Here is a 23,636-nt window from a genome sequence, read left to right on the forward strand (position 1 = left end):
GAGATGAGTAGAATGCGTATCCTGGTGACCGGCGGAGCGGGCTTTATCGGTTCTGCTGTGTGTCGCCGTTTGGTGCTGCAGACCGGTGCCGCGGTGGTCAACATCGACAAGTTGACATACGCAGCCGACCTGACTTCGCTTGCGAGCATCGAGGGGCTGGGGTCTTATGTATTCCTGCAGTCCGACATCTGCGATCGAGACGCTATGGATCTCGCGTTCATCGACTACGAGCCGGATGCGATCATACACCTGGCCGCCGAAAGCCACGTCGACCGTTCGATCACCGGACCCGAGGCCTTCGTCAGCACCAATATAGTTGGTACCTACACGCTGTTGGAGGCGGCCAGGACCTACTACGAACGTCTGCCGCTTCCGCGGCGGAAGCAGTTCCGCTTCATCCACGTATCGACAGACGAAGTCTACGGGTCATTGGGGCCAGAGGACTTGTTTCGCGAGGACACGCCCTACAGGCCGAGTTCGCCGTACTCGGCGAGCAAGGCCGCCTCGGACCACCTCGCACTCGCGTGGTTTCGAACCTACGGTCTGCCGGTCATCGTATCGAATTGCTCGAACAATTACGGGCCGTACCAGTTCCCGGAAAAACTCATCCCGCTGACGATCCTCAATGCGATCGACCGCAAGCCGCTGCCGGTCTACGGCGACGGCAAAAACATTCGTGACTGGCTTTACGTCGATGATCACGCCGCCGGCTTGATAAGGCTGCTCCACGAAGGAAGACCGGGCGAGAAGTACAATTTCGGCGGAGATGGCCAGCGATCCAACCTGGAGGTCGTCACCCAGGTGTGTGACGTGCTGGATCGATTATCTCCGGGCGCGGAAGCGAGACGATCTCTCATTACGTTCGTGACGGATCGTCCGGGGCACGATGCGCGCTACGCGATCGACGCGTCGAAGGCGCATCGCGAACTTCGCTGGAAGCCGACGAGAACCTTCGAACAGGGTTTGGCCGAAACCGTCGAGTGGTATATCAAGAACCGTGCGTGGTGGGAGCGCGATCGCCTCGCTGTCTATGATGGCTCGCGTCTGGGCCTCCTGGCTACCCAACACTGAGGTGAAGATGACAGGGCGCCCGATCCTCATTGCCGGACGGAATGGTCAGCTGGCAAGGTGTCTTCGTGAGCTCGCTGCAGTGCGCGATCTGCCCGCGGTGGCTCTCGGGCGGCGAGAGCTGGATCTCGAGAACCGCGAAGGGATCGACAAGATCATCGCGTCGATTGCGCCGTCTGCAATCATCAATGCGGCAGCATATACGGCGGTAGATCTGGCCGAATCCGAAGCAGCGAAGGCGTTCAGCATCAACCGTGATGGCGCGGCGGCGTTGGCAGATGTCGCCTGGCAGATGAACGTTCCACTCATCCATTTCTCGACGGACTACGTGTTCGATGGTGCGAAACCGGATGCGTACGACGAAAATGACATTCCCGCCCCGTTGAATGTCTACGGTGCGTCGAAGCTTGCCGGTGAAGCTGCCGTACTGGCCGCGCACCCGCTCGCGACCGTGGTCAGATGCTCGTGGGTTTACAGCCCTTATGGCAGCAATTTCGTTCGAACGATGCTGCGGCTGTGTGAGACGCAGCCCATTGTAAGGGTTGTTCGGGACCAGCTTGGAAACCCGACCTACGCATTCGACCTCGCGGAGGCCGTCCTTCGGATCGCAGAACGGTCAGTAACGGACGATCGCAGGGCCACGGCGGGCATCTTTCATCTCGCCGGTCAAGGCGAGACAAGCTGGCACGACTTTGCGCAGGGAATCCTCCTCGAGCGTTCCCGTCGTGGAGCGCGGATTCCAGCGCTCGAAGCGATTACGACTGAAGAGTTTCCGACCGCCGCGCGTCGGCCCCGGAACTCGCGCCTGGACTCATCCAAGGCTGAACGCGTATTCGGGATTCGATTGGCGCACTGGCGCCATTCACTCGAAGCGTGTCTCGACCAGCTCGTCGGAGAAGGAGAAGTCGATGCTGAAGGGAATCGTGCTGGCTGGCGGCAGCGGAACGCGCCTCTATCCGATCACGCGCGTGGTCAGCAAGCAGTTGCTTCCGATCTATGACAAGCCGATGATCTATTATCCGTTGTCGACGCTGATGTTGGCAGGGATCCGCGAAATTCTGATCATTACCACGCCTTCAGACCGGTGCCAGTTCGAACAATTGCTGGGGGACGGCAGCCAATGGGGCATCCGGCTCAGCTATGCAGAACAAACCCGTCCCGCCGGTCTCGCGGACGCCTTCATTGTGGGCGCCGATTTCATCGGAAACGACCGTGTGGCGATGGTGCTCGGCGACAATATTTTCTTCGGCGACGGCTTGAGCGAACTGCTTGCCAGGGCAGCCGGACGTGAGGAAGGTGCAACGGTCTTTGCTTACCACGTGCGGGACCCGGAGCGATATGGAGTGGTCGCGTTTGATGAGGCGGACCGCCCGGTATCGATCGAGGAGAAGCCCAAACGGCCCGCTTCAAACTGGGCAATTACGGGCCTGTATTTTTTCGACAATCGCGTTGTCCGATACGCTCGTCGCGTTGAGCCGTCGGCGCGCGGCGAACTAGAGATTACCGATCTCCAAATGCGTTACCTTTCGGCCAAGGCGCTCCACGTTGAGCGCATGGGGCGGGGGTTTGCCTGGCTGGACACCGGCACGGTCGAGTCTCTCATCGATGCAGGGACGTTCGTTCAGACCCTGGAAAAGCGGCAGGGAATGAAGATTGCTTGTCTCGAGGAGGTCGCCTTCAGGCTCGGCTTCATCAATCGTGATCAACTTCTCGCGCTGGCGCAGCCGTTGGAGAAGAGCGGCTACGGCAAATATCTGAATGAAATCACGTGGCTGCCGCAATTCGCTTCGCGATAGGGCCCATCAGTGAATATTTGGAGTTCATGTTAAATGTATGCGTATTTAATTGACTGTTGGTATGAAATCGAATTAAAATATATAAAGTAAGTTTATTTAATCGGTATGACCATGCTGGTTCAAAAGGCGAGCGTCTTCGGCCGAGGAGCTCAGGCCGTTTTTTCGGGTGAAGAAATTCCCGCCCTTTCACACGAATCGACGTGCTGGAATGCATTCACGGGCCTTGGGCCGCCCAGCCTCTGGGCTCCGCCGTTTGCTGATCCGCCAGCAAGCGGGTCATCGACTCTGCCGCCTATCATTGGTGACGCCTCGTTCCTTCAACCGTCCCGCGGCGGCTCGGGGGATCCGTCCGACCTGCGCGGCGTTCTGCCGGGTCTCTACTCCGCATCTTTCCAGTCGAGAGTGTCTGCACTGCTGTCTTCGACGTCTCTGACGAGCGGACATAAGGGCTGGGGCCCGACGTTCTCATCTCGGGCTCACGAAGGGTCGTCGCTGACATCGTCATCGATTTCGACCCAAGGGACGACTCACTGGGCCCATCCGAGCGACGGCGTTTGGAATGTCGCTGCGAACTGGAGCGCCGGTGTCCCGGGGATCGCTGACTCTGCGTTCCTCGATGCAGCCGGAACGTATATCGTCACGAGCACGGCCAGCGTTGATATCGGGAGTCTGGTCCTTGATGCAGGCGCGACGCTTTCGTTCGGCGCGGGGGCGCCTTTTATCGTCGAAGGCGATGCACTGAACAATGGGACTGTCGAGGTCGGGGCGTTTCTTGGCGATCGCATTGCTACTGCGGACTTCAAGGGGGACGTCGGCGGCACAGGATCGTTCACAATTTCAGACAATGCGGTCCTGGAGATCGGAGGTTCGGTTTCCGGGCAGTTCTCGAATGGATCGTTCTCCGGTATTACCGTGTCGTTCGACACGGGAGCCGGTACGCTCGTCCTCGATCAGTCGGCCAATTTCCATGGGTTGATCGCAGGTTCTTCGCCGGGGGCCCCGCTTTCGCCAGGGAATCTGATCGACCTGAAGGATCTGCCCTTCACGTCGTCGATATCGGCGACTGTCCATTACGACAATAGCTCGAAGATCAGCGCGGTCGATTTCAGCAATGGTGCGGCCAATGTCACCTTGCTGTTCTCGGGGATGGACCTGAACTGGAATTTCAAAAGCGACGGGCAGGGAGGCACCATTGTCTCCGATCCACCCACGAATCCCACGGTATTGGAAAACCAGAAGCCAGGCACGCCGAGAAGTGTCTGGGAGATCCAGCCGGGCGACAATTCAACTTTGACCCAGGGATTTGCCACCGCAGTCAGCACCAATGTCGGGGGGACGATCCAATTCAAGATCAACAACCTGACCGGCAACCCGAACTATCGCGTCGATGTTTACCGGCTGGGCTATTACGGTGGTGATGGTGCCAGACTGGTTACAAGCCTGCAGCATCAGGCTGCAGCCGCGGTCGTCCAACCCGCTCCACTAAGTGACCCGTCGACCGGTCTCGTCGATGCCGGCAATTGGAGCGTAACCGATTCCTGGAGCGTGCCGACCGATGCGGCCTCGGGGATATATATCGCCAACGTCATCAACGGCACCGAGATTTTCCAGATCCCGTTCGTCGTAAGGAACGACGCTTCGCACAGCGACATCGTCCTGCAGACAAGTGACGAGGACTGGCAAGCCTACAACGGTTGGGGAGGCGCCAACCTTTATTTCGGGAACGGCCCAGGCATCAACGGATCAGCCTACGCGGTCAGTTACAATCGTCCCCTCGTGACGCGTGATGGCACCGGAACCTTTTCCGAGGGAGGAGACTCTCCGTTCCAGGCTGAGTTTGCGGCCATCTATTGGCTCGAGCAGAACGGTTACGATGTCTCTTACATTTCCGGAATCGATGCTGCGACAAACGGCTCGTTGTTGCTCAATCACAAAGTCTTCATGGACGCGGGGCATGACGAGTATTGGACCGAAGCTCAGCGCGCTAACGTAGAGGCCGCAGCGCATGCCGGCGTGAACCTTGCGTTTCTCACAGCCAATGAGATCTTCTGGAAAACAAGGTTGGCGCCCAGCATCGATGGCAGCGGAACGGCCAACCGCACCCTCATCAGCTACAAGGATACGCACGCAAATGCGCTGATTGATCCAACGGGACAGGCGACCGGCAATTTCTCCGACCCGCGGTTTGGTGCGCCTCTTCCTTCGAATGAGTTGACCGGTACATTGTTCGCGGTCAACGCATTTCGGTACGATACGATCACGATACCGTACTCGATGACCCAATTGCGCTTCTGGCGCAATACGGCCGTCGCGCAAACGGCACCCGGACAGACCGCCTCGCTCGTACCTGGCCTATTGGGCGTTGAATGGGACGTTGCGCCGGACAACGGATTCCGTCCAGCCGGGTTGGTCAGCGTCTCGTCTTCGACCGTCAATGTGGACGGAAAGTATCTGCTTGATTACGGCAACACGTTCGGAGCAGGCACGGCGACCCACAACCTCGTATTGCATCGGGATCCCGTCAGCGGCGCCCTGATATTCTCGGCCGGTTCGATCAACTGGCCGTGGGCGCTTGCTAGCGACCACGACGGACCTGCGATTCCGGTCGACCCTAATGTCCAGCAGGCGATGGTTAACCTTTTCGCCGACATGGGGGTTCAGCCAGCGACGCTGCAAGCGAACCTGACGGCCGCGATCCGGTCGACCGACAATACGAAGCCAACTTCTGGTATCACCAATCTCTCCGCTGCCAGCGTTGTCGAGGGGCAATCGATTACGGTGACGGGGACGGCCGCTGACACGGGTGGAAAGATTGCCGCCGTCGAAATCTCCACGGATGGTGGAACTACATGGCATCCAACCAACAGCAGTGTCGGCGCCGCGAGCGTGACGTGGTCATATACTTTCGTCACAGGCGCTCAGGGGACATATAGTCTCAAGACCAGGGCGGTCGACGACAGCCTGAACCTGGAAACACCTGGTACGGGCACCACCTACACGGTCACGCCGTCTTCCAACCTGACACTCTTCAGTCCGACCGATACGCCTGCGGTGATCTCAAACAGCGATTCCGGCGCCGTTGAGCTCGGCGTCAAATTCGTCCCCGCCGCGTCGGGCAAGATCACCGGCATTCGTTTCTACAAGGCGTCTGACAATACCGGCACCCACATTGGTGATCTCTGGACTAGCAGTGGCACGCTGCTTGCGAGCGCCACCTTCAGCAACGAAACAGCAAGCGGCTGGCAGCAGGTTGATTTCGCGACGCCTGTCAATGTACAGGCGGGCGTCACGTATGTCGCCTCCTATCACACGAACACCGGCCACTATTCCTCGACCGACTACTACTTCATCGACTATGACGGCCTTACGAAAGGTGCGCTCACCGCGCCCGGTAGCAGCCTCAACGGCCTCTATGCCTATGGCAGTAACCCGGTCTTTCCTGGCAACGCTTCCTCTATCAAGGGCCCGAATTACTGGGTGGACGTCGTCTTCAGCGATTCAGGCCAGACGTCGCCGCAAACTCACGACGACGGCGGCTTCACGGTCAGCCAAAATGGTGTGCTGAACATTGCGGCATCGACGCTGCTCGCGAACGACACCAACCCGTCCGGGTTGGCCTTCTTGCTCACCAGCGTCGGTAATCCGGCCAATGGAAGCGTAAGCTACAATTCGCAGAACCAGACCGTGACCTTCACGCCCGCCGCCGGTTATGCCGGGGCGGCGAGTTTCACCTACACGATCACAGACACAAGCGGCCAAAGCGGGTCCGGCCAGGTGTCGCTCAAGGTCAATTATCCGGCCTCGGCGCAGAGCCTGTTCGGCACCAATGATGCGCCAAGTGTGCCCAATTCCGGCGATAGCAGCCCGGTCGAAGTCGGCGTCAAATTTACGGCATCCGTGAACGGGACGATCACGGGCCTGCGCTTCTACAAGGGACCGTTGAATACCGGTCCCCATATTGCGGATCTCTGGAGCTCGACCGGAACCCTCCTTGCGACCGCCACGTTCACGAACGAGACCGCAAGCGGCTGGCAGCAGCTCAACTTCTCCACCCCCGTCGCAATTACGGCAGGCACCACCTACGTCGCCTCCTACCACACCAACGGCAATTATTCCGGCACCCAGAACTACTTCTTGACGTCGCTTGCCAACGGCCAGTTAACGGCTACGGCTGGCGCCAACGGAGTCTATGCCTACGGATCCGGAAGCGCGTTCCCGACGAACAGCTTCAAATCCTCCAACTACTGGGTCGATGTCGTCTTCAACGGCTCCGCCGCCACCAGCGCGCCGCAGGCGAACGCCGACAGCGGCTTCACGGTTAGCCAGAATGAGGTGCTGAATATTGCGGCGTCAACGCTGCTCGCGAACGACACCAACGCGTCCGGATTGGCCTTCTCGCTCACCAGCGTTAGCAACGCTTCCAATGGAAGCGTAAGCTACAATTCGCAGAACCAGACCGTGGCCTTCACGCCCACCGCTGGCTATGCCGGGGCGGCGAGTTTCACCTACACGATCACGGACACCAGTGGCCAAACCGGGTCCGGGCAGGTGTCGCTCAAGGTCAATTATCCGGCCTCGGCGCAGAGCCTGTTCGGCACCACTGATGCGCCAAGCGTGCCCAATTCCGGCGATACCAGTCCGATCGAAGTCGGCGTCCAGTTCACGGCATCCGTGAACGGGACAATCAGCGGTCTGCGCTTCTACAAGGGATCGTTGAATACCGGTCCTCATATTGCGGATCTCTGGAGCTCGACCGGAACCCTGCTTGCGACCGCCACGTTCACGAACGAGACCGCCAGCGGCTGGCAGCAGGTCAACTTCTCCACCCCAATCGCGATCACGGCAGGCACCACCTACGTCGCGTCCTACCACACCAACGGTAATTATTCCGGTACCCAGAACTATTTCGCGACGTCGCTTACCAACGGCCAGTTGACGGCTGCGGCCGGCAGCAACGGAGTCTATGCCAACGGATCCGGAAGCGCGTTCCCGACGAACAGCTTCAAATCCTCCAACTACTGGGTCGATGTCGTGTTCAACGGATCCTCCGCCGCCAATAATACGCCGCCAACAGCGATTGCTGACGGGGCGGATGCCACCGAGAAGGGCGGGGTGAACAACAGTACTGGCGGCTCGCCCGCCACCGGCAACGCGCTGGCCAACGATACCGATCCCGATCCCGGCGACACCAAGACCGTCACTGCATTCAGCTTCGGCTCGACCAATGGGACGTTCGATACGCCTCTCGCCGGCGCACACGGCACGCTCTTGCTCAGTGCTTCGGGCGCTTTCACCTACACGGTGAACGAGAACGATCAGGCCGTGCAGGCCTTGCGGCAGTCGAGCAATACGCTGAGCGATGTCTTCAACTATACGATGCGGGACGCCGCCGGCGCCGCATCGTCGACCACCCTTACCGTCACCATTCACGGCGCCAACGACGCGCCGGTCCTGGCGATCCAGACCAGCAACCAGGCCGTGACGGTCGGCTCGGCGTTCTCGCTGACGTTACCCGCCGGCACCTTCACCGATGTCGATGCCGGGGACTCGCTCACCTACGGCGCAGCCGCTGGCGGTTCAGGGCTTCCCGGCTGGCTCACGTTCACTCCGTCGACCCGCACCTTTACCGGTACGCCGGCGTCCGCGGATGTTGGCACGGTCACCGTCACGGTCTCCGCTGCCGATCTCGGTAATCTCGCGAGCCGCGACACATTCAATATCGCAGTGTCGGCAGCTCCCTCAACGGTGAGCCTGTTCTCGAGCTCGGATACCCCGGCGATACGATCGGGGTCGGATAGCTCCCAAGTCAATCTCGGAGTGCAATTCACCTCGTCCGTGGCCGGCACGATCACCGGCATCAAATACTACAAGAGCGCAAATGATACCGGCACCCATACGGGCTCGTTGTGGAGCAGCACCGGCGCGCTACTGGCGACCGCGACCTTCACGAACGAGAGCAGCAGCGGCTGGCAGACCGTCACGTTCAGCACTCCCGTGTCCATCACGGCCGGCACCACTTACCTCGCGAGCTATCACAGCAACGGGCAATATGCCTCCAGCACCAGCTACTTCACCACCGCTCGCACCAACGGTCCGCTCACGGCTGCTGCGAGCATCAATGGCGTCTACACCTACGGAACAAGCAATCTGTTTCCGACCAGTAGTTACAACGCAAGCAACTACTGGGTGGATGTCGTGTTCAACAGCTCGAGCGGCGGCACCAACCATTTACCCGTCGCTGCGAACGATAGCGGCTTCGATGCCACGCAGAACGTTCCCTTCGGGATCCCGGCCTCGGCACTGCTTGCCAACGACACCGATCCGGACGGCAATACGCTCACGATCACGGGCGCGAGCGGCGGTGTGAACGGCGTCGCAAGCTACAACACCCAAAGCAACAGCGTGATCTTCACTCCGACGGCCGGTTACACGGGACCGGCGTCGTTCAACTACACCATCTCCGACGGCCAGGGTGGCTCTGCCAGTGGACTCGTCTCCCTCGATGTGAACGCTGCGTCTTCGACGACCGTGCGCCTGTTCAGCGCAAGTCAGGAGCCCAGCATTGTGGCGGCCAACGATCCAAAGTCTGTGGAACTGGGCGTCAAATTCCAGACGTCGACCCCAGGCGATGTCATCGGCATTCGCTTCTACAAGGGGCCAACCAATACGGGCACCCACGTTGCGGATCTCTGGAACAGCACCGGGACTTTGCTGGCAACTGGGACCTTTACCAGCGAAACGGCCAACGGCTGGCAGCAGGTCAATTTCGCCACGCCCGTGACGATCATGCCGGGAACGACCTACGTGGCCTCCTACCACACCGCCGGGAATTACGCGGCCGATCCGGGCCTGCTCGCCAACGCGATTACCAACGGTCCTCTGACGGCCCCATCCTCGGGCGCTATCGGCGGCAACGGTGTATTTGCGTACGGGACAGATAGCCTTTTCCCGACCAACACCTACAACTCAACGAGCTACGGCGTTGACGTTGTTTTCAGGCCGCAGCTAGCAGCATAGGAGACGTAAATGCACGCTGAACTTTACACCGATGGAATCGAAGAAATTACCGTCAGCGGAACCATCGTCCGCATTGATCTGGTCAGTCTTTCACCGACAGAACGTGACGCCCACAACGCCCCCAAACGCGTGTTTTCTCAGCGACTGATCTTTTCGGTCGAGTCCTTCGCCAATTCGGTCGACGTGATGCAGAAGGCGCTTCAGGGCCTGGTTGATGCGGGCGTGGTCCGGCGGAATCAGCCAGCTGAATCGCACGACGGTGCGTCGGGAGTACGTGATGCGTTGGCGCCCAACACACGGTCTCTGAATGTCTCTTCGAATTTCCGCTGAAATCGATGCCGCTGGCGGCGCGAAGGACCAGGTTACGGACGCGCCTGCGCCCGGATTGGCAATGCAGACCGCATTGGAATGCCTCTCCAAGGTTTCCGGTCACCATGGCATAGATCTGCCGGTCGAGCGTTTGAAGCACGCCTACGCGATAGCCGGCCCGCTCTCGTTGAATCTCCTGTTGCGCATGGCGAAGGATGCAGGCCTGCGCGCAAGAAGCACGAAATTGGATTGGGGCGCGCTGCTTCGTCTCGGAGAGGCCTATCCGGCGCTGGCGAGGCTTTCCAATGGCAACTGGATCGTTGTCCTTGGTGCAGGACGGCGAGCTGACGGCACCGAGGTCGTTAGCGTCTTCGACCCGCTCGCCGACCGCAAGCACGAGGTCTTGGTTGTCGATCGGGACCGCTTCTGTGCCCAGTGGGCGGGTGACACGATCCTGATCAAGCGCGAGCAGTTGACGCAGGATGGTCGGAGGAGTTTCGGCCTCCGGTGGTTCGTACCGGAACTGCTTCTTCAATGGCGATTGTTCAGGGACGTCGCCATTGCCGCCATCCTGCTCTATGCGTTGGGCCTCGTCGTCCCGATCTTTTTCCAGCTCGTCATCGATAAGGTTCTGGTTCACGAGAGCTTCACCACTCTGTACGTACTCGCGGCAGGAGCGGCCGTAGCACTCGTCTTTGACGCGATATTCGGCTTTCTGCGGCGCTACCTGCTGCTCTATGCGACCAATAGGGTCGACATTCGCGTGGCTACGAAGACGTTCGGTCATCTCCTGGGGCTGCCGGTCACCTTCTTCGAGCACATGGCCGCGGGGGTGCTGGTCAAGCACATGCAGCAAGCGGCGCGGATCCGTGAGTTTCTGACCGGGCGGCTATTTTTGACTACCCTCGACGCGCTCTCGCTGTTTGTTTTTCTGCCGGTACTCGCGCTCTACAGCGTCAAATTGACCTTGATGGTCCTGGCCTTCACTGCCGCGAGCGGCGCGGTTGTCGGCCTGCTGATGGGCCCTTTCCGGCGACGTCTTTACGACCTTTATCAGGCGGAGGGTGCGCGGCAGGCTCTTCTCGTCGAAACAGTCCACGGCATGCGCACCGTGAAGACGCTGGGAATGGAGCCGGCGCAGAGCAGGGTTTGGGACAGCCGCTGTGCGCAGTCGGTGACCATGCGATTCGGTGTCGAGAAGATCTCCGCAGGCGCACAGGCGCTCACCGGTTTTCTCGAGAAGATCATGACGCTTGGAATCATTTCTGTCGGAGCACTCGACGTATTCGCTGGAGAAATGACAATCGGCGCGCTGGTCGCTTTCAACATGTTGGCCGGCAGGGTCTCCGGACCACTGGTCCAGCTCGTGACCATGGTGCACGAATATCAGGAAGTTGCTCTTGCCGTGAAAATGCTGGGCGAGGTCATGAATCAGAAGCCTGAGCGTGACGGTCGGAAAGATGGGCTGCGGCCCGATCTCGCCGGCAAGATCGAGTTCGACAGTGTTTCTTTCCGCTACGGAGCCGAGGGAGCGCCGGCGCTTGATGATGTCTCCTTCACCATCGAGCCAGGCTCGATCTTCGGGATTGTGGGCCGGAGCGGCTCCGGCAAGACGACGCTCACAAGGCTGATCTCGGGCATGTATCCGGTGCAGCAGGGGCTGCTGCGTGTCGACGGATATGATTCGAGGGAGCTCGACCTGGCACACCTGCGCCGAAACCTCGGTATCGTCTTGCAGGACAATTTTCTGTTTCGCGGAACGGTTCGCGACAATATCGCCCGCGTGAAACGTGATGCGACCTTTGCCGAGGTCGTCGCCGCGGCACAGCTCGCAGGCGCCGACGAGTTCATCGAGCGGTTGCCCCGTGGCTTCGACACCATGCTCGAGGAAGACGCCTCGAACCTGTCCGGCGGGCAGAAGCAGCGGCTCGCGATTGCGAGGGCTCTGATCGTCAATCCGCGGATCGTGATCTTCGATGAAGCGACGAGCGCCCTCGACTCCGAAAGCGAAATGATCATCAAGCGCAATCTCCGCCGTTTGGCGGCAGGGCGTACCGTCATCATCGTCTCGCATCGGCTGTCAATGCTGGCCGAGGCAAACCAGATCCTGGTGATGGATCGCGGCCGCATCGTCGACGTGGATCGCCACGACCACCTCCTGTCGAAATGCACGATCTACAGGCATTTGTGGAACCAACAGATGAAGCAGATCGCATGAAGGAGCCAAGGCAATCACGCACGGATGCGAAGCCGGACGGTCTGGTCGTGGCCAGAACGGTCGAGCGACGGCGAAGGCTGTTCAGGCCGGCGCCGAGGCGAGCGCCGGTGATCGCCGAATTCCAGTCCGATGCCACCGAGGTGGAGCAGCAAGCGCCGCCGCGGCTCGCGCGTGGCACCCTCTACGGTATAATTGCACTCATCGTCTTCGCGATCGCCTGGGCGTCCGTTTCGCAAGTTGAGATGATCGTCACGGCGCAGGGAAAATTGACTACGACACGTCCTAACCTCGTCGTGCAGCCGTTGGAAACCTCGGTCATACGGCAGGTTCACGTCAAGGCCGGTGATCGCGTCAACCGCGGCGACGTATTGGCGACCTTAGATCCGACGTTCTCGCAGGCGGATTTCGATCAATTGCGCGGCAAAGTGGCTGCATTCGACGCGTCGATCGATCGACTGGGCGCCGAATTGAATGGAACAGAGTACGCCGTCACGGAACTCGCGAGCGCGGACCAGGTCCTGCAGGGCAAGTTGTTCTTGCAGCGGAGGGCCGCTTATGAGGCGCAGATCCAGAACTACGACGCACAGATCGCGTCCGCTCAAGCCAATCTCAAGACAGCGCAGAACGAAGAGGCGGTTCTCCTTCAGCGACTCGACACGATGCGTTCGATTGAAGCCATGCGAACCACGCTCATGGACAAGGAAGTCGGTTCGAGGCTGAACTTCCTATTGTCGCGAGATGCACGGCTCGAGGTCGAGAGCAATTTAGCGCGTGTTCGTGGCAGTATCGCCGACATGACGCATCGGCTGGACAAGGCCCGTGCTGACCAGAAGGTCTTCGCTGAGGAGTTTCGTCGCACCACTTATCAGGAATTGGTGGAGACGGTGCCGAAGCGTAACAGCGCGGCAGAGGAATTGAAGAAAGCCGAGCTTCGTCGACAGCTGATCGTCCTGCAGGCGCCGGCAGATGCTGTGGTGCTGGACATCGCGAACCGGACAGTCGGCTCGGTGGTTCGCGAAGCGGAAACGCTGTTTGTCCTGGTTCCGCGTGACGTGCCTCTTCAGGCGGAGGTCAACGTCGAGGGTCGGGATATTGGTCAGGTGGCGCTTGGACAAGCGGTTCGGATCAAGTTAGAAGCGTTTCCTTTCCAGAAGTATGGAACTGCGACGGGAGAAGTCCGAGTCATAAGTCAAGACACGTTCTCGCCGGATACGAAGGCCGAAGGAGCGCGCCGTGCGCCGGCTCCCTATTACCGCGTACTGGTCGACTTGTCGGACACGCACCTTCGGCTTCCTCCTGAGCGTGTTCAACTGATTCCGGGGATGGCGGTCACGGCCGAACTGAAGGTCGGCAAGCGTACCGTGATTTCCTATTTCCTCTATCCATTGCTGCGCGGATTGGATGAAAGCATCCGGGAATATTGACCCGGCTTGGGATGGCGATTGACATGATCATTAGTCCGAATTGTGGCGTGAAGCTCGTGGTCCCTACCGCGGTGAGCAAGCTCGCGCACAATTCACCGCTGGTGAACTATGCGCTCAACGGGCTGGAGCGTTGCTGGTTGCCTGAACACCGCCGGTGGTCGCATATCTACCATCTCGATGGACGGTCTTCACCGAATGAATCGATCCCACGCAGCGACGTATTTTATACCCTCAACGTTCTACTCGGGATGTCGCGCGTTGCCGGCATTCCAGACGGCATTGACCTGTCCGAAGTATTCCGCCGCAACGTTCTGCTGCTCACGAAACTTCCGGTGCGCAAGTACGCGTTCGGTATGGCGCTATGGAGCGCCGCCGAGCTCGGCCTCGAAATACCGGAACCGGTCAAATGCGAGCTGAGACCCATTCTCGCCGATGAGTCCCGGTGGAAGAGCTTCCGTGCGCAGGATCTTGGCATGCTGCTCACGGGAGTCGTGGCCCAGGCGAGGGCAGGCGAGAATGAGTGGGCGCGCTATGCACGGCCGCTCTATCGGTTCTTGAAGGACCGCTTTCATAGTGAATCGGGGTTGTTCTTCGATGCGCCGTTCGGCTTTCGGCGCCGTTTCTCGACATTTGCGACGCAGACCTATCTCTCGATCGCCTGCTATCAATATGGCGAATTCGCCGGCGATGCGTCCGCGCTTGTCATGGCCGATACTTGTGTGCGCGGTCTGATTGCGTCTCAAGGCCCACAAGGCGAATGGCCCTGGTTCTTCGACACGATGAGCGGCCGCATCGTTGATTTCTACGAAGTCTATTCGGTCCATCAGTATGGAATGGCTCCGGCTCTGCTGGAATGGGCGGAGCGCTTTGGGCAGAGGGGATCGCGGGACGCCTTGGTCAAGGGATTCAACTGGGTCCTTGGCCAGAACCAGCTGGGCCGGGCCATGCTGGTGCCTGAACTGAGCCTGTCCCTTCGCTCGCAAGTTCGCAAAGGTGAGTTGACAACGAAGGCGCCGCGGGTCTTGCGCGCACTCAAGAACGCCTGGCTCGGAAAAGGCGGCCGGCTGATCGACGGCACTGACGTGGACGTCCGGCTTGAGTGCCGTAGCTACGAACTGGGCTGGATCCTGTGGTCATTCGGCCGGCGTACTGACTTGCCGGAGCTGACCAACAACTGTGCCTTCGGCGCCTGACAGAATTGCCGGTGCACTAACGATTCCAAGCTACTGCTCGTCGGCCCCGCAGGTGCGAGAGCATCGTCATGGCGCGGTGCGCTCGCACGGCACACAATACGGCAATGGCCTTGAGGCGGACGCCGCTACCATGCAGGCGGTCGCTGGTCAGCACAGTCACAGCGTTTGGCGCGAAAGATGCGAGGACGAGCAACGCTTGCGCGAGCCAGCGCAATCGCCAAACGGGTTTGCCTTCCGCCATGTTGCGATAGTGCGCGATGTGTCGGTCCCATTTGGCGTAGAGCTCCTGGAGAGAGCTCCGGGCCGGATGGAAGACGATCATCTCAGGGGTGTATCGAAATCGAAGTCCCGCGCGTAGCGCACGCTCTCCCCACTCCATATCTTCGGCAACCTCAATGCCGGCAAACGGGCCGACGCGATCGAAATCGCGGCGAAACGCCGCCATATTGCCAGTGCCGGAATAACCGTGGCGCTCAATATAGAGCTTGAAGCGATAGGCGAAGACGCTCTCGTAAGCCGCAATGGCGTCGAGCTCCCCATTTTCTGGGCACCAAATGCGAACGTCGCCCCCGAGAACTGTGCCGGGCGGCGACAAGCTGAACCACTTCATCACGCTGCTCAGCCAGTCCTGATGGGCCCTGCAATCGGCATCGATGAAAGCGAGGATCTCGCCGTTGGCCGCAGCGACGCCTGCGTTTCGCGCCGGGCCGGGACCTGGTTGCGGTTCGCGCTGCAGCCGCACGCCAGGATGGCGGGCAACGATATCCGTTGGCGGCGTTGCCGAGCCGTTGTCCACCACGATGACCTCGAACGCATGCCGAGGCAGGGTCTGCGCGTCCAGGCTGCGTAAGCAGGCTTCCAGCGCATCAGGCTGGTTGAGATGTGGAATAATGACTGAAATCACCAGTTAATTCCTCTATTTATTTGGCGTTGGATTGTTTGCCTGCCTTCTTGCGCAGAGGTGCTAATATCCCTTCTAATGATACGAGCCGAGCCATTTAAACCTTGCAATTAAATATCCGGTGCGTATTATCTTGATAATAATCTTAAATGCAAACTTAAACAGGTCGTATGTTCTTCTGGGAGGTAGGTTTCAATGCGCGCCTCATTTCTGGGATGTCCCGTTGACCTGCTGACAATGGCAGAAACCGTCGATCTGGCGCGCGGGGCCATGCACAGCCGGCGAAGGCTGCAACATGTGGCGCTGAACGTCGCCAAATTCGTCAATATGAAGTCTGACCCCGTGCTCGCGGCCGATGTCGCTAACAGCGATATCGTCGGCCTCGACGGCATGGGGATCGTTTGGGGCGCTCGAGCGCTGGGGCTTCCGGCCACGTCGCGCGTCGCGGGCGTGGATCTCCTCACCGAGTTGCTCGCGGTATGCGCGCACGAAGGCTTTAAACCTTATTTCCTGGGCGCGACTCCGGGCGTGCTGCAGCAGGCGCTGCAGAACGCGCGCGAGAGGCATCCTTCACTCGTCTTTGCGGGCTGGCACGACGGCTACTTCAAGCGCGAGCAAGAGAATGACATCGTCCGGGACGTCCAATCCAGCGCGGCCGACTGTCTCTTCATCGGCATGCCGACGCCTGGGAAGGAGCGTTTCCTCGCCGCCCATCGCGATAAGCTCGGCGTGCCTTTCATCATGGGCGTGGGTGGTGCGTTCGATGTTCTGGCAGGCGCCGTCCGGCGCGCGCCGGTACAGATTCAGAGGCTCGGCCTTGAATGGCTGTATCGCATCTATCAGGAGCCCGGGCGGATGTGGTGGCGATACGCCAAGACGAACACCCTGTTTGCGGGCGTCTTGGCGCAAGCCCTCATCAGACAGGCGCTTCGACACCCCCTTGGTGCGCCCGGCGCGGTTCCGCCGGGTCCGAGCCGGATCGGAGGCTGAGGCGTGCGCAAGCATTTTTTCATCCTTCTGGGCACGCGGCCTGAGGCAATCAAGCTCTTTCCGGTCATCAACCAGCTCAAGGCCGAGAAGCACAAGGACATCTCCGTCACGATCTGTGCGACTGCACAGCATCGACAGCTGCTGGATCAAGTCCTCAAGCTGGCCAACGTGGTCCCGGATTTTGATCTGAATGTCATGACGACAAATCAGACACTGGATCATTTGACCGCCCGGCTGGTCGGACAAATCGGCGACCTCCTGGAAAAGGTGAAGCCCACCAGGGTTATTGTCCAGGGCGACACGGCAACTGCCATGACGGGTGCGTTGGCTTCCTATTATCACCGGATCCCGGTCTCACACATCGAGGCCGGACTGCGCAGCGGCGACATCTTCGCTCCGTGGCCCGAGGAGGTGAACCGCAAGATCGTCGGCTCGATCGCCGATCAACATTTTGCCCCGACAGAGCGCGCGGCCCGTGCGTTGCGGTCCGAAAACGTGTCCGACGACCGCATTCACGTGACCGGAAACACGGTGGTGGACGCTCTCATCCTTGCGAAAGCCATGGTCGAATCCGATCCCGGACTGGCGTGCCGCTGGGACGGCATCAAGAAGCGTCACGGCAATCGGCGCATCATCCTGGTGACCTGCCATCGCAGGGAAAATTTCGGTGGCGGTGTCACCAACATCGTGAACGCGTTGGAGACCATCCTGCAGCGGGAGGATGTCGCCGTGGTGCTCCCGGTGCATCCGAATCCGAATGTCCGAGACCTGTTTGCGTCTCGGTTGTCGGATCACCCGCGGGTCGTCCTCATCTCTCCTCAGGAATACACGGATTTCGTGAGCCTGCTCTCGATGTCATATCTGGTCCTGACGGATTCAGGCGGCGTCCAGGAGGAGGCCCCCACTTTCGGCAAGCCAGTCCTTGTGATGCGCGATACGACCGAGCGTCCCGAAGGGGTGGAAGCCGGAACGGCACGCCTGGTCGGCGCCAACTACGACAGGATCGTTGGCGAGACGTTTCGCCTGCTCGACGATGACGAGACTTATGCTGCCATGGCGCGTTCGCACAATCCGTTTGGTGACGGACACGCGAGCGAGCGGATCGTGAAGGTGCTTCTCCATGCCTGAATTCCAAAAGATAAACGTCATTGGGCTTGGTTATATCGGGCTGCCGACCGCGGCATTGATCGCGAGCCGTGGACTGCAGGTGGTCGGCATCGATACAAACGAACGCATCGTCGACACCGTTGGATCTGGCAAGATTCACATCGCCGAGCCAGATCTGGACGGTCTCGTCTCCAAAGTCGTCTCGAGTGGCGCGCTCACGACGTCCAGAAAGCCGCAGCCGGCGGACGTGTTCATCATCGCGGTGCCGACCCCGATCGACCACGAGAACCGTCCAGACCTGGCAAGCGTCTATGCCGCGGTCGACAATATCGTGGACCTTCTCGCGCCAGGCAATCTTGTCATTCTTGAATCGACATCGCCGATCGGAACGACTGAAGCCATCGCGAAGCGGATCGTCGAACGCAGGCCGGATTTGCACATCGGGGTGAACGGCAAGGAGGACGGAGCGATCTACGTCGCCTACTGTCCCGAACGCGTGTTGCCGGGACGGATACTGACCGAGCTCATCAACAATGACAGGTGCATCGGCGGGATCACGCCGACCTGCACGCGGCGCGCCCAACGCTTCTACAAGATGTTCGTTCGCGGCGCTTGCGTCGGCACGACGGCGCGCGCGGCCGAGTTGGTCAAGCTGACGGAAAACGCGTTCCGCGACACCAACATAGCATTTGCCAACGAGCTCTCGTTGATTTGCGACAGATTCGACGTCAACGTCTGGGAGGTGATCGATATCGCCAACCGTCACCCTCGCGTCAACGTACTGCGGCCGGGCCCTGGCGTGGGCGGGCACTGTATTGCGGTCGACCCCTGGTTCATCATCGACTCCGCGCCCGACCTCGCGCGAGTGATGCGAACGAGCCGCGAGGTGAACAACGCCAAGACCCGGAAGATCATCGAGAACGCAGAGGCGCTGATCGACGATCATCCCTATGCGAACGTTGCCTGTTGCGGATTGACGTTCAAGGCGAACGTCGACGACGTGCGTGAAAGCCCGGCCTTGGAGATTGCCACGCATCTCGCGGCCAAATACGGCGAACGGATCAAGGTCGTCGAACCGAATCTGCGCCGTCTGCCGTCTCAGTTGGCCGATTATCGCGTCGCGTTCGTGACCATCGATGAGGCCCTCCGGAGCTGCGAAATTGCGGTTCTTCTCGTCGATCATGACGAATTCAAAATGGTGCCGTTGGCGGAGCGCCGGCACCTCGACGTCATCGATACGCGAGGCATATGGCAGGATATGCCCGCGCGAACCTAACGTGCAGAATCGTAGTTTCCCCGAATGGATCGAGGTCAGTATGCGAGATAGTCACCTGGGAATCGGGGTCGTGGGATACGGCTATTGGGGGCCCAATCTCGTTCGCAATTTCTCGATCAATCCCGCCGCCCGCGTCGTCAGCGTGAGCGACCTTGATCCAGGCAGGCTCGCCGCCATCAGGCAGCAGTACCCGGGGGTAGCGACCACCGCGCGATATGACGATCTGCTGAAGGACGCCTCGATCGATGCAATCGCCATCGCAACGCCGGTGCACACGCATTACGAGCTGGCAATGGCGGCGTTGAGAGCTGGCAAGCACGTGTTGGTCGAAAAACCCCTTGCGCCGAGTTCAGAGCAGGTGATGCGCCTGATCGACGAGGCGGATCGGCGCGGACTGATTTTGATGGTCGATCACACCTTTCTCTATACCCCGGCGGTTCAGAAGATTCGTGAGCTGTTGCTGAAGAGCGAGCTCGGAGACGTCTACTACTACGATAGCACACGCTCGAGCCTCGGATTGTTCCAGAAAGACGTAAATGTGATCTGGGATTTGGCAGTGCATGATATCTCGATCATTCATCACATCTTCGATGAGGAGCCGGTTGCGGTATCGGCAACAGGGTCGTGCCATGTCGTCGGTTCGCCGGAAAACATGGCGCATATCACATTGTTCTTTGCCAACGCATGTGTGGCCCATGTCAGCGTCAACTGGCTCTCGCCTGTCAAGGTCCGCCAGACGTTCATTGGCGGCAGCAAGAAGATGATCGTCTATGATGATCTCGAACCGACCGAAAAGATCAAGGTCTATGACAAGGGAATTACGCTCGACAGGCCTCCCGAGAGTGCCCATCAATTCCGGATTGGGTATCGCGCTGGTGACATGTGGGCTCCGCATATCTCGCCCAAGGAGGCGCTGCAAACGGAGGTCGAGCACTTTATCGACTGCGTGCGCACCGGGACGCAGCCGATCTCCAGCGGCATGTCCGGGCTGCGGGTGATCGAGGTGCTCGAGGCAGCTTCTCGATCAATCGCCAAGCAGGGCAAACCAATCCCGATCAGGCAATTGCCGCGGATGCTACCGGAGCGAGCCCGGGCCACGGCTTGATGGGCGGCTTGGCCGTGGCTGTTGGCCAGCCGAGCCCCGGGACGGAGTCTCGATGAATTCAGTGCATCGTTCAGTTCTGTTTTCCGGGGTGGACCGCTATGCCGCCCTTGTGCTGTTCCTTGTCTCGACCGCAGTGCTGTCGCGTCTGCTGACACCGGGCGAGTTCGGGGTCTTTGCGGTCGTCAATGCACTTACCGCCGTGATCGCCTCCGCCTTTCAGGAGTTTGGAGGGGCAAACTATCTGATTCAGAAGCATGAGCTGTCGCGCGGGACCATTCGCACGGCGTTTACTATCACCTGTATCATCTCGCTGGCAGTTGCGCTGATCCTGTCAGCTGGGGCCGACATCGTATCGCAACTCTTTGGGCAGGACAGCCTAAGGCAAGGTATCCAGGTTTCTGCGCTGAACCTTGTCCTTCTACCGTTCTCCGGAACGTTGGCCGCCCTGTTTCGTCGTGACATGCAGTTTGGGACGCTCGCGATCTGCAATCTTGCAAGCAACATGACGGTCGCGCTGGTTTCGATCGGGCTGGCGCTCCTGAACTTCAGCTACATGGCTCCGATCTGGGGTGGTGTGGCAGGAAGCATGGTTCTCACGGCCTTGCTGCTGAGCTCGTATCGGGATTTCGGCGTGTTGCGCCCTTCGCTGTCCGAATACCGCGACGTCCTCGGGTTCGGTCTCTATTCCAGCGGTGTCAGCGTCATCAATATCTTCTACAACCTCGCACCCCAGCTCTTTCTCGCGAAGATTCTCGATTTTGCGGCTGTGGGCCTCTATAGCCGGGCGATCAACCTGACTCAGGTATTCGACAGGCTCGTCACGCAGGTGCTGAACCCGATCATCATGCCGGCTATCGTGTCGAGGCGTGCAGCCGGGGCAGATCTAAAGGGCGTGTATCTGGACGCGGTCCAACTGCTTTCCGCCGTACAGTGGCCATTTCTCACCTTCGTAGCGATCATGGCAGAGCCGATCGTCTTGATCTGGCTTGGTGGAGCCTGGCTGGAGGTCGTGCCGCTGGTGCGGATTCTCTGCCTTGCAAATCTGGCGCTGTTCGCTGCGTGCCTGACCTATCCTGTATTCCTGGCGGTTGGACGCGTGCGCGACGCGCTTGTCTCATCCTTCATCTCGCTGCCGCCGTCGCTCCTTGCCCTTCTGGGCGCGTCCTTTTTTGGCGTGGAGGCGGTCGCAGCGTGCGCACTGCTGACGTTGCCGTTCCAGGCGGTGGTGGCGATATACTATCTCAGTCGGCATCTTGCGCTGCGGCCAAGCGAGTTTGGCCGTGCCGTTCTCAAGAGCGGTGTCGTCACGATGGTGACCGCGGTGGGCGTAGGCGCATGCGCGCTGTTGATCGAGGCAGGAATTCTCAATTTCGTTGTAGGCCTTATATCAGCGTTTGTGGTCGCCGCCTTCTGCTGGTGGTGGGGATTGATCGTAACAGGGCATCCTCTGCTGCAGCACCTTCGTCAAGCTGCGGCGGGTCTCGTCGAGGTGGCGCCCAGGCTGCGCCCGTCACGCTCGGTACTGTAGAGATTTTGCTCGATTGTGGAGACAGGGAAACTGACATGCCAATAAAGGAGACCCAGCTTGGTCGCGATGTCGGCATCCTGCATCCGGACCTGGTCAACCTGTATGGTTGCACCGTTGGTGACGAGAGCAGGATCGGAACCTTCGTCGAGATCCAGGCGGGGGCGGAGATAGGTGCGCGCTGCAAGATATCGTCGCACAGCTTCATCTGCGAAGGCGTTACGATCGAGGACGAAGTGTTCATCGGTCATGGCGTGATGTTCACGAACGATAAATTCCCGAAGGCAACGACCGCGGACGGTCGTCCTCAACAGGCGTCGGACTGGACGCTGCAGCGCACGCACGTCGGCAGGGGAGCGTCCATCGGATCGAACGCCACCATTCTGTGCGGTGTGACGATCGGAGAGGGGGCCTGCGTAGGCGCGGGTGCGGTGGTGACGAAGGACGTTCCGGCCGGGGCCACCGTCGCGGGCGTGCCCGCTCGGGTTCTGTCCGCAACTGAAGACATGGTCTTGGGCGGCGGCGGCTCGTCTGAGACGCAGCGGAAAGAGCATTACCGTTAATCTCTATCCAATCCGAATTTAATGCTTGATTTAATATAATAACGATATTTATATGCTGGATATAATTTCAATCCAATCCAAGGTCGTGAATCTTGATATCCTTCCTGGATCTGAAGGCTCAATATAGCCAGATCAAGCCCGAAATCGACGCCGCCGTGGCAAGAGTCATCGGTAGCGGGCACTTTGTGCTCGGGCCGGAGGTGAATGCCTTCGAGGGACGCTTTGCGGACTATTGCCGGACGGCCCATTGCCGCGCTGTGAACACCGGAACTTCGGCGCTTCACCTTGCCTTGCTGGCGACGGGGATCGGGCCGGGTGACGAAGTCATCACGGTATCCATGACCTTCGTCGCGACAACCGCGGCCATTCTCTACAGCGGCGCCAGGCCGGTGTTTGTCGACGTCGACCCTGTAACGTGGACGATGGATCCCGGCTTGATCGAAGCCGCGATCACGCCGCGAACCAAAGCCATTCTGCCGGTTCATCTCCATGGCTTGATGGCCGACATGGATCCCATCATGGAGATCGCGCGTCGTCACGGCCTGGTCGTCATCGAGGACGCCGCGCAGGCGCACGGGGCGGAATACCGGGGACGTCGCGCAGGTTCGATCGGCGATCTGGGATGCTTCAGCTTCTATCCTGGCAAGAATCTGGGTGCGTGCGGCGAGGGCGGGGCCGTCGTCACCGACCGGCCTGAATTCGCGCGCCGCGTGTCCCTGCTGCGCGATTGGGGCCAGGAGGCGAAATACGACCACGTCATCGCCGGATACAACTATCGCATGGACGAAATTCAGAGCGCGATACTGAACGTCAAGCTGGACTACATCGAACGCTGGACGGAAGCGCGCCGGTCGCTGGCCGAGCGATACGATGCACTGCTGTCTGATCTGCCATTCGTGCGTCCGCGGCCGCCCCGGCACGCCCGTCACGTCTATCACGTCTATGCAGTTAGATTGCAGGGCCGCGACGACACACTGGCGCGATTGCGTGATGCCGGAATCGGCGCCGGGATTCACTATCCGGTTCCGGTGCATCTGCAGAGAGCCTATGCGGAGCTCGGTTATCGCGCCGGTGATCTCCCCGTCACCGAGTTGCTTGCGAACGACTTCCTTTCCCTTCCCATCTACCCGGAGCTGCAGCCGGA

The 23,636-nt window shown here is 59.8% G+C and carries 16 protein-coding genes; 15 read left to right on the forward strand and 1 reads right to left on the reverse strand.

Going from position 1 to position 23,636, the window contains the following annotated elements:
- Positions 1 to 12: 12 nt before the first annotated feature.
- The 8 genes from rfbB to IVB32_RS32850 all read left to right on the forward strand — a co-directional run bounded on the left by rfbB (position 13) and on the right by IVB32_RS32850 (position 15,025).
- Positions 13 to 1,071, forward strand: coding sequence for a dTDP-glucose 4,6-dehydratase (gene rfbB, locus IVB32_RS32815; protein ID WP_247372027.1), 1,059 nt, complete (start codon positions 13 to 15; stop codon positions 1,069 to 1,071).
- A gap of 7 nt (positions 1,072 to 1,078) precedes the next feature.
- Positions 1,079 to 2,068 (forward strand): dTDP-4-dehydrorhamnose reductase, encoded by a 990-nt coding sequence (gene rfbD, locus IVB32_RS32820; RefSeq protein ID WP_247372025.1) that lies wholly within the window; start codon positions 1,079 to 1,081, stop codon positions 2,066 to 2,068.
- Positions 1,977 to 2,864, forward strand: a complete 888-nt coding sequence (gene rfbA, locus IVB32_RS32825; RefSeq protein WP_247412708.1) for a glucose-1-phosphate thymidylyltransferase RfbA — start codon at positions 1,977 to 1,979, stop codon at positions 2,862 to 2,864. Before rfbD ends, rfbA begins: the two co-directional genes overlap by 92 nt.
- Positions 2,865 to 2,975: 111 nt before the next feature.
- Positions 2,976 to 9,881, forward strand: a complete 6,906-nt coding sequence (locus tag IVB32_RS32830; RefSeq protein WP_247412709.1) for a DUF4082 domain-containing protein — start codon at positions 2,976 to 2,978, stop codon at positions 9,879 to 9,881.
- A gap of 9 nt (positions 9,882 to 9,890) precedes the next feature.
- Positions 9,891 to 10,211 carry a hypothetical protein gene (locus tag IVB32_RS32835; protein WP_247372015.1) on the forward strand — a complete coding sequence of 107 codons (321 nt, stop codon included), beginning with the start codon at positions 9,891 to 9,893 and terminating at the stop codon, positions 10,209 to 10,211.
- A 61-nt stretch (positions 10,212 to 10,272) separates the two neighbouring features.
- Positions 10,273 to 12,408, forward strand: a complete 2,136-nt coding sequence (locus IVB32_RS32840) for a peptidase domain-containing ABC transporter (protein WP_247372012.1) — start codon at positions 10,273 to 10,275, stop codon at positions 12,406 to 12,408.
- Positions 12,409 to 12,515: 107 nt separating this feature from the next.
- The gene (locus tag IVB32_RS32845) at positions 12,516 to 13,832 is read left to right on the forward strand and encodes an HlyD family type I secretion periplasmic adaptor subunit (protein WP_247412710.1); all 1,317 of its coding nucleotides are present in this window, start codon (positions 12,516 to 12,518) and stop codon (positions 13,830 to 13,832) included.
- A gap of 23 nt (positions 13,833 to 13,855) precedes the next feature.
- Positions 13,856 to 15,025 carry a hypothetical protein gene (locus tag IVB32_RS32850; protein ID WP_247372006.1) on the forward strand — a complete coding sequence of 390 codons (1,170 nt, stop codon included), beginning with the start codon at positions 13,856 to 13,858 and terminating at the stop codon, positions 15,023 to 15,025.
- Positions 15,026 to 15,041: 16 nt separating this feature from the next.
- On the opposite strand, the gene IVB32_RS32855 is transcribed toward IVB32_RS32850, so the two are convergent.
- Positions 15,042 to 15,929, reverse strand: a complete 888-nt coding sequence (locus tag IVB32_RS32855) for a glycosyltransferase (RefSeq protein ID WP_247372003.1) — start codon at positions 15,927 to 15,929, stop codon at positions 15,042 to 15,044.
- A gap of 192 nt (positions 15,930 to 16,121) precedes the next feature.
- On the opposite strand from IVB32_RS32855, the gene IVB32_RS32860 reads away from it, so the two are divergent.
- The 7 genes from IVB32_RS32860 to IVB32_RS32890 all read left to right on the forward strand — a co-directional run.
- Entirely contained in the window at positions 16,122 to 16,916 is a 795-nt protein-coding gene (locus IVB32_RS32860) for a WecB/TagA/CpsF family glycosyltransferase (RefSeq protein WP_247372001.1), read from the forward strand.
- A 3-nt stretch (positions 16,917 to 16,919) separates the two neighbouring features.
- Positions 16,920 to 18,044, forward strand: coding sequence for a UDP-N-acetylglucosamine 2-epimerase (non-hydrolyzing) (gene wecB, locus IVB32_RS32865; RefSeq protein WP_247371998.1), 1,125 nt, complete (start codon positions 16,920 to 16,922; stop codon positions 18,042 to 18,044).
- Positions 18,037 to 19,299 (forward strand): UDP-N-acetyl-D-mannosamine dehydrogenase, encoded by a 1,263-nt coding sequence (wecC, locus tag IVB32_RS32870; protein WP_247371996.1) that lies wholly within the window; start codon positions 18,037 to 18,039, stop codon positions 19,297 to 19,299. The genes wecB and wecC overlap by 8 nt, the downstream gene beginning before the upstream one ends.
- 40 nt (positions 19,300 to 19,339) lie before the next feature.
- On the forward strand, positions 19,340 to 20,404 hold the full coding sequence (locus IVB32_RS32875) for a Gfo/Idh/MocA family oxidoreductase (RefSeq protein ID WP_247372066.1): 1,065 nt from the start codon (positions 19,340 to 19,342) through the stop codon (positions 20,402 to 20,404).
- A 52-nt stretch (positions 20,405 to 20,456) separates the two neighbouring features.
- Positions 20,457 to 21,932, forward strand: coding sequence for an oligosaccharide flippase family protein (locus IVB32_RS32880; protein WP_247412711.1), 1,476 nt, complete (start codon positions 20,457 to 20,459; stop codon positions 21,930 to 21,932).
- Between the two features lie 35 nt (positions 21,933 to 21,967).
- Positions 21,968 to 22,492, forward strand: a complete 525-nt coding sequence (locus tag IVB32_RS32885) for an acyltransferase (protein ID WP_247371992.1) — start codon at positions 21,968 to 21,970, stop codon at positions 22,490 to 22,492.
- Between the two features lie 92 nt (positions 22,493 to 22,584).
- A partial coding sequence (locus tag IVB32_RS32890; protein WP_247412712.1) for a DegT/DnrJ/EryC1/StrS family aminotransferase occupies positions 22,585 to 23,636 on the forward strand: 1,052 nt, incomplete at its 3' end.

Source organism: Bradyrhizobium sp. 23 (genome assembly GCF_023073295.1).
Taxonomy (GTDB): domain Bacteria; phylum Pseudomonadota; class Alphaproteobacteria; order Rhizobiales; family Xanthobacteraceae; genus Bradyrhizobium; species Bradyrhizobium canariense_D.

Coding starts and splice junctions, on each gene's coding strand:
- rfbB (WP_247372027.1), top strand. CDS start 13: ATGCGTATCCTGGTGACCGGCGGAGCGGGCTTTATCGGTTCTGCTGTG.
- rfbD (WP_247372025.1), top strand. CDS start 1,079: ATGACAGGGCGCCCGATCCTCATTGCCGGACGGAATGGTCAGCTGGCA.
- rfbA (WP_247412708.1), top strand. CDS start 1,977: ATGCTGAAGGGAATCGTGCTGGCTGGCGGCAGCGGAACGCGCCTCTAT.
- IVB32_RS32830 (WP_247412709.1), top strand. CDS start 2,976: ATGCTGGTTCAAAAGGCGAGCGTCTTCGGCCGAGGAGCTCAGGCCGTT.
- IVB32_RS32835 (WP_247372015.1), top strand. CDS start 9,891: ATGCACGCTGAACTTTACACCGATGGAATCGAAGAAATTACCGTCAGC.
- IVB32_RS32840 (WP_247372012.1), top strand. CDS start 10,273: ATGCAGACCGCATTGGAATGCCTCTCCAAGGTTTCCGGTCACCATGGC.
- IVB32_RS32850 (WP_247372006.1), top strand. CDS start 13,856: ATGATCATTAGTCCGAATTGTGGCGTGAAGCTCGTGGTCCCTACCGCG.
- IVB32_RS32860 (WP_247372001.1), top strand. CDS start 16,122: ATGCGCGCCTCATTTCTGGGATGTCCCGTTGACCTGCTGACAATGGCA.
- wecC (WP_247371996.1), top strand. CDS start 18,037: ATGCCTGAATTCCAAAAGATAAACGTCATTGGGCTTGGTTATATCGGG.
- IVB32_RS32875 (WP_247372066.1), top strand. CDS start 19,340: ATGCGAGATAGTCACCTGGGAATCGGGGTCGTGGGATACGGCTATTGG.
- IVB32_RS32880 (WP_247412711.1), top strand. CDS start 20,457: ATGAATTCAGTGCATCGTTCAGTTCTGTTTTCCGGGGTGGACCGCTAT.
- IVB32_RS32885 (WP_247371992.1), top strand. CDS start 21,968: ATGCCAATAAAGGAGACCCAGCTTGGTCGCGATGTCGGCATCCTGCAT.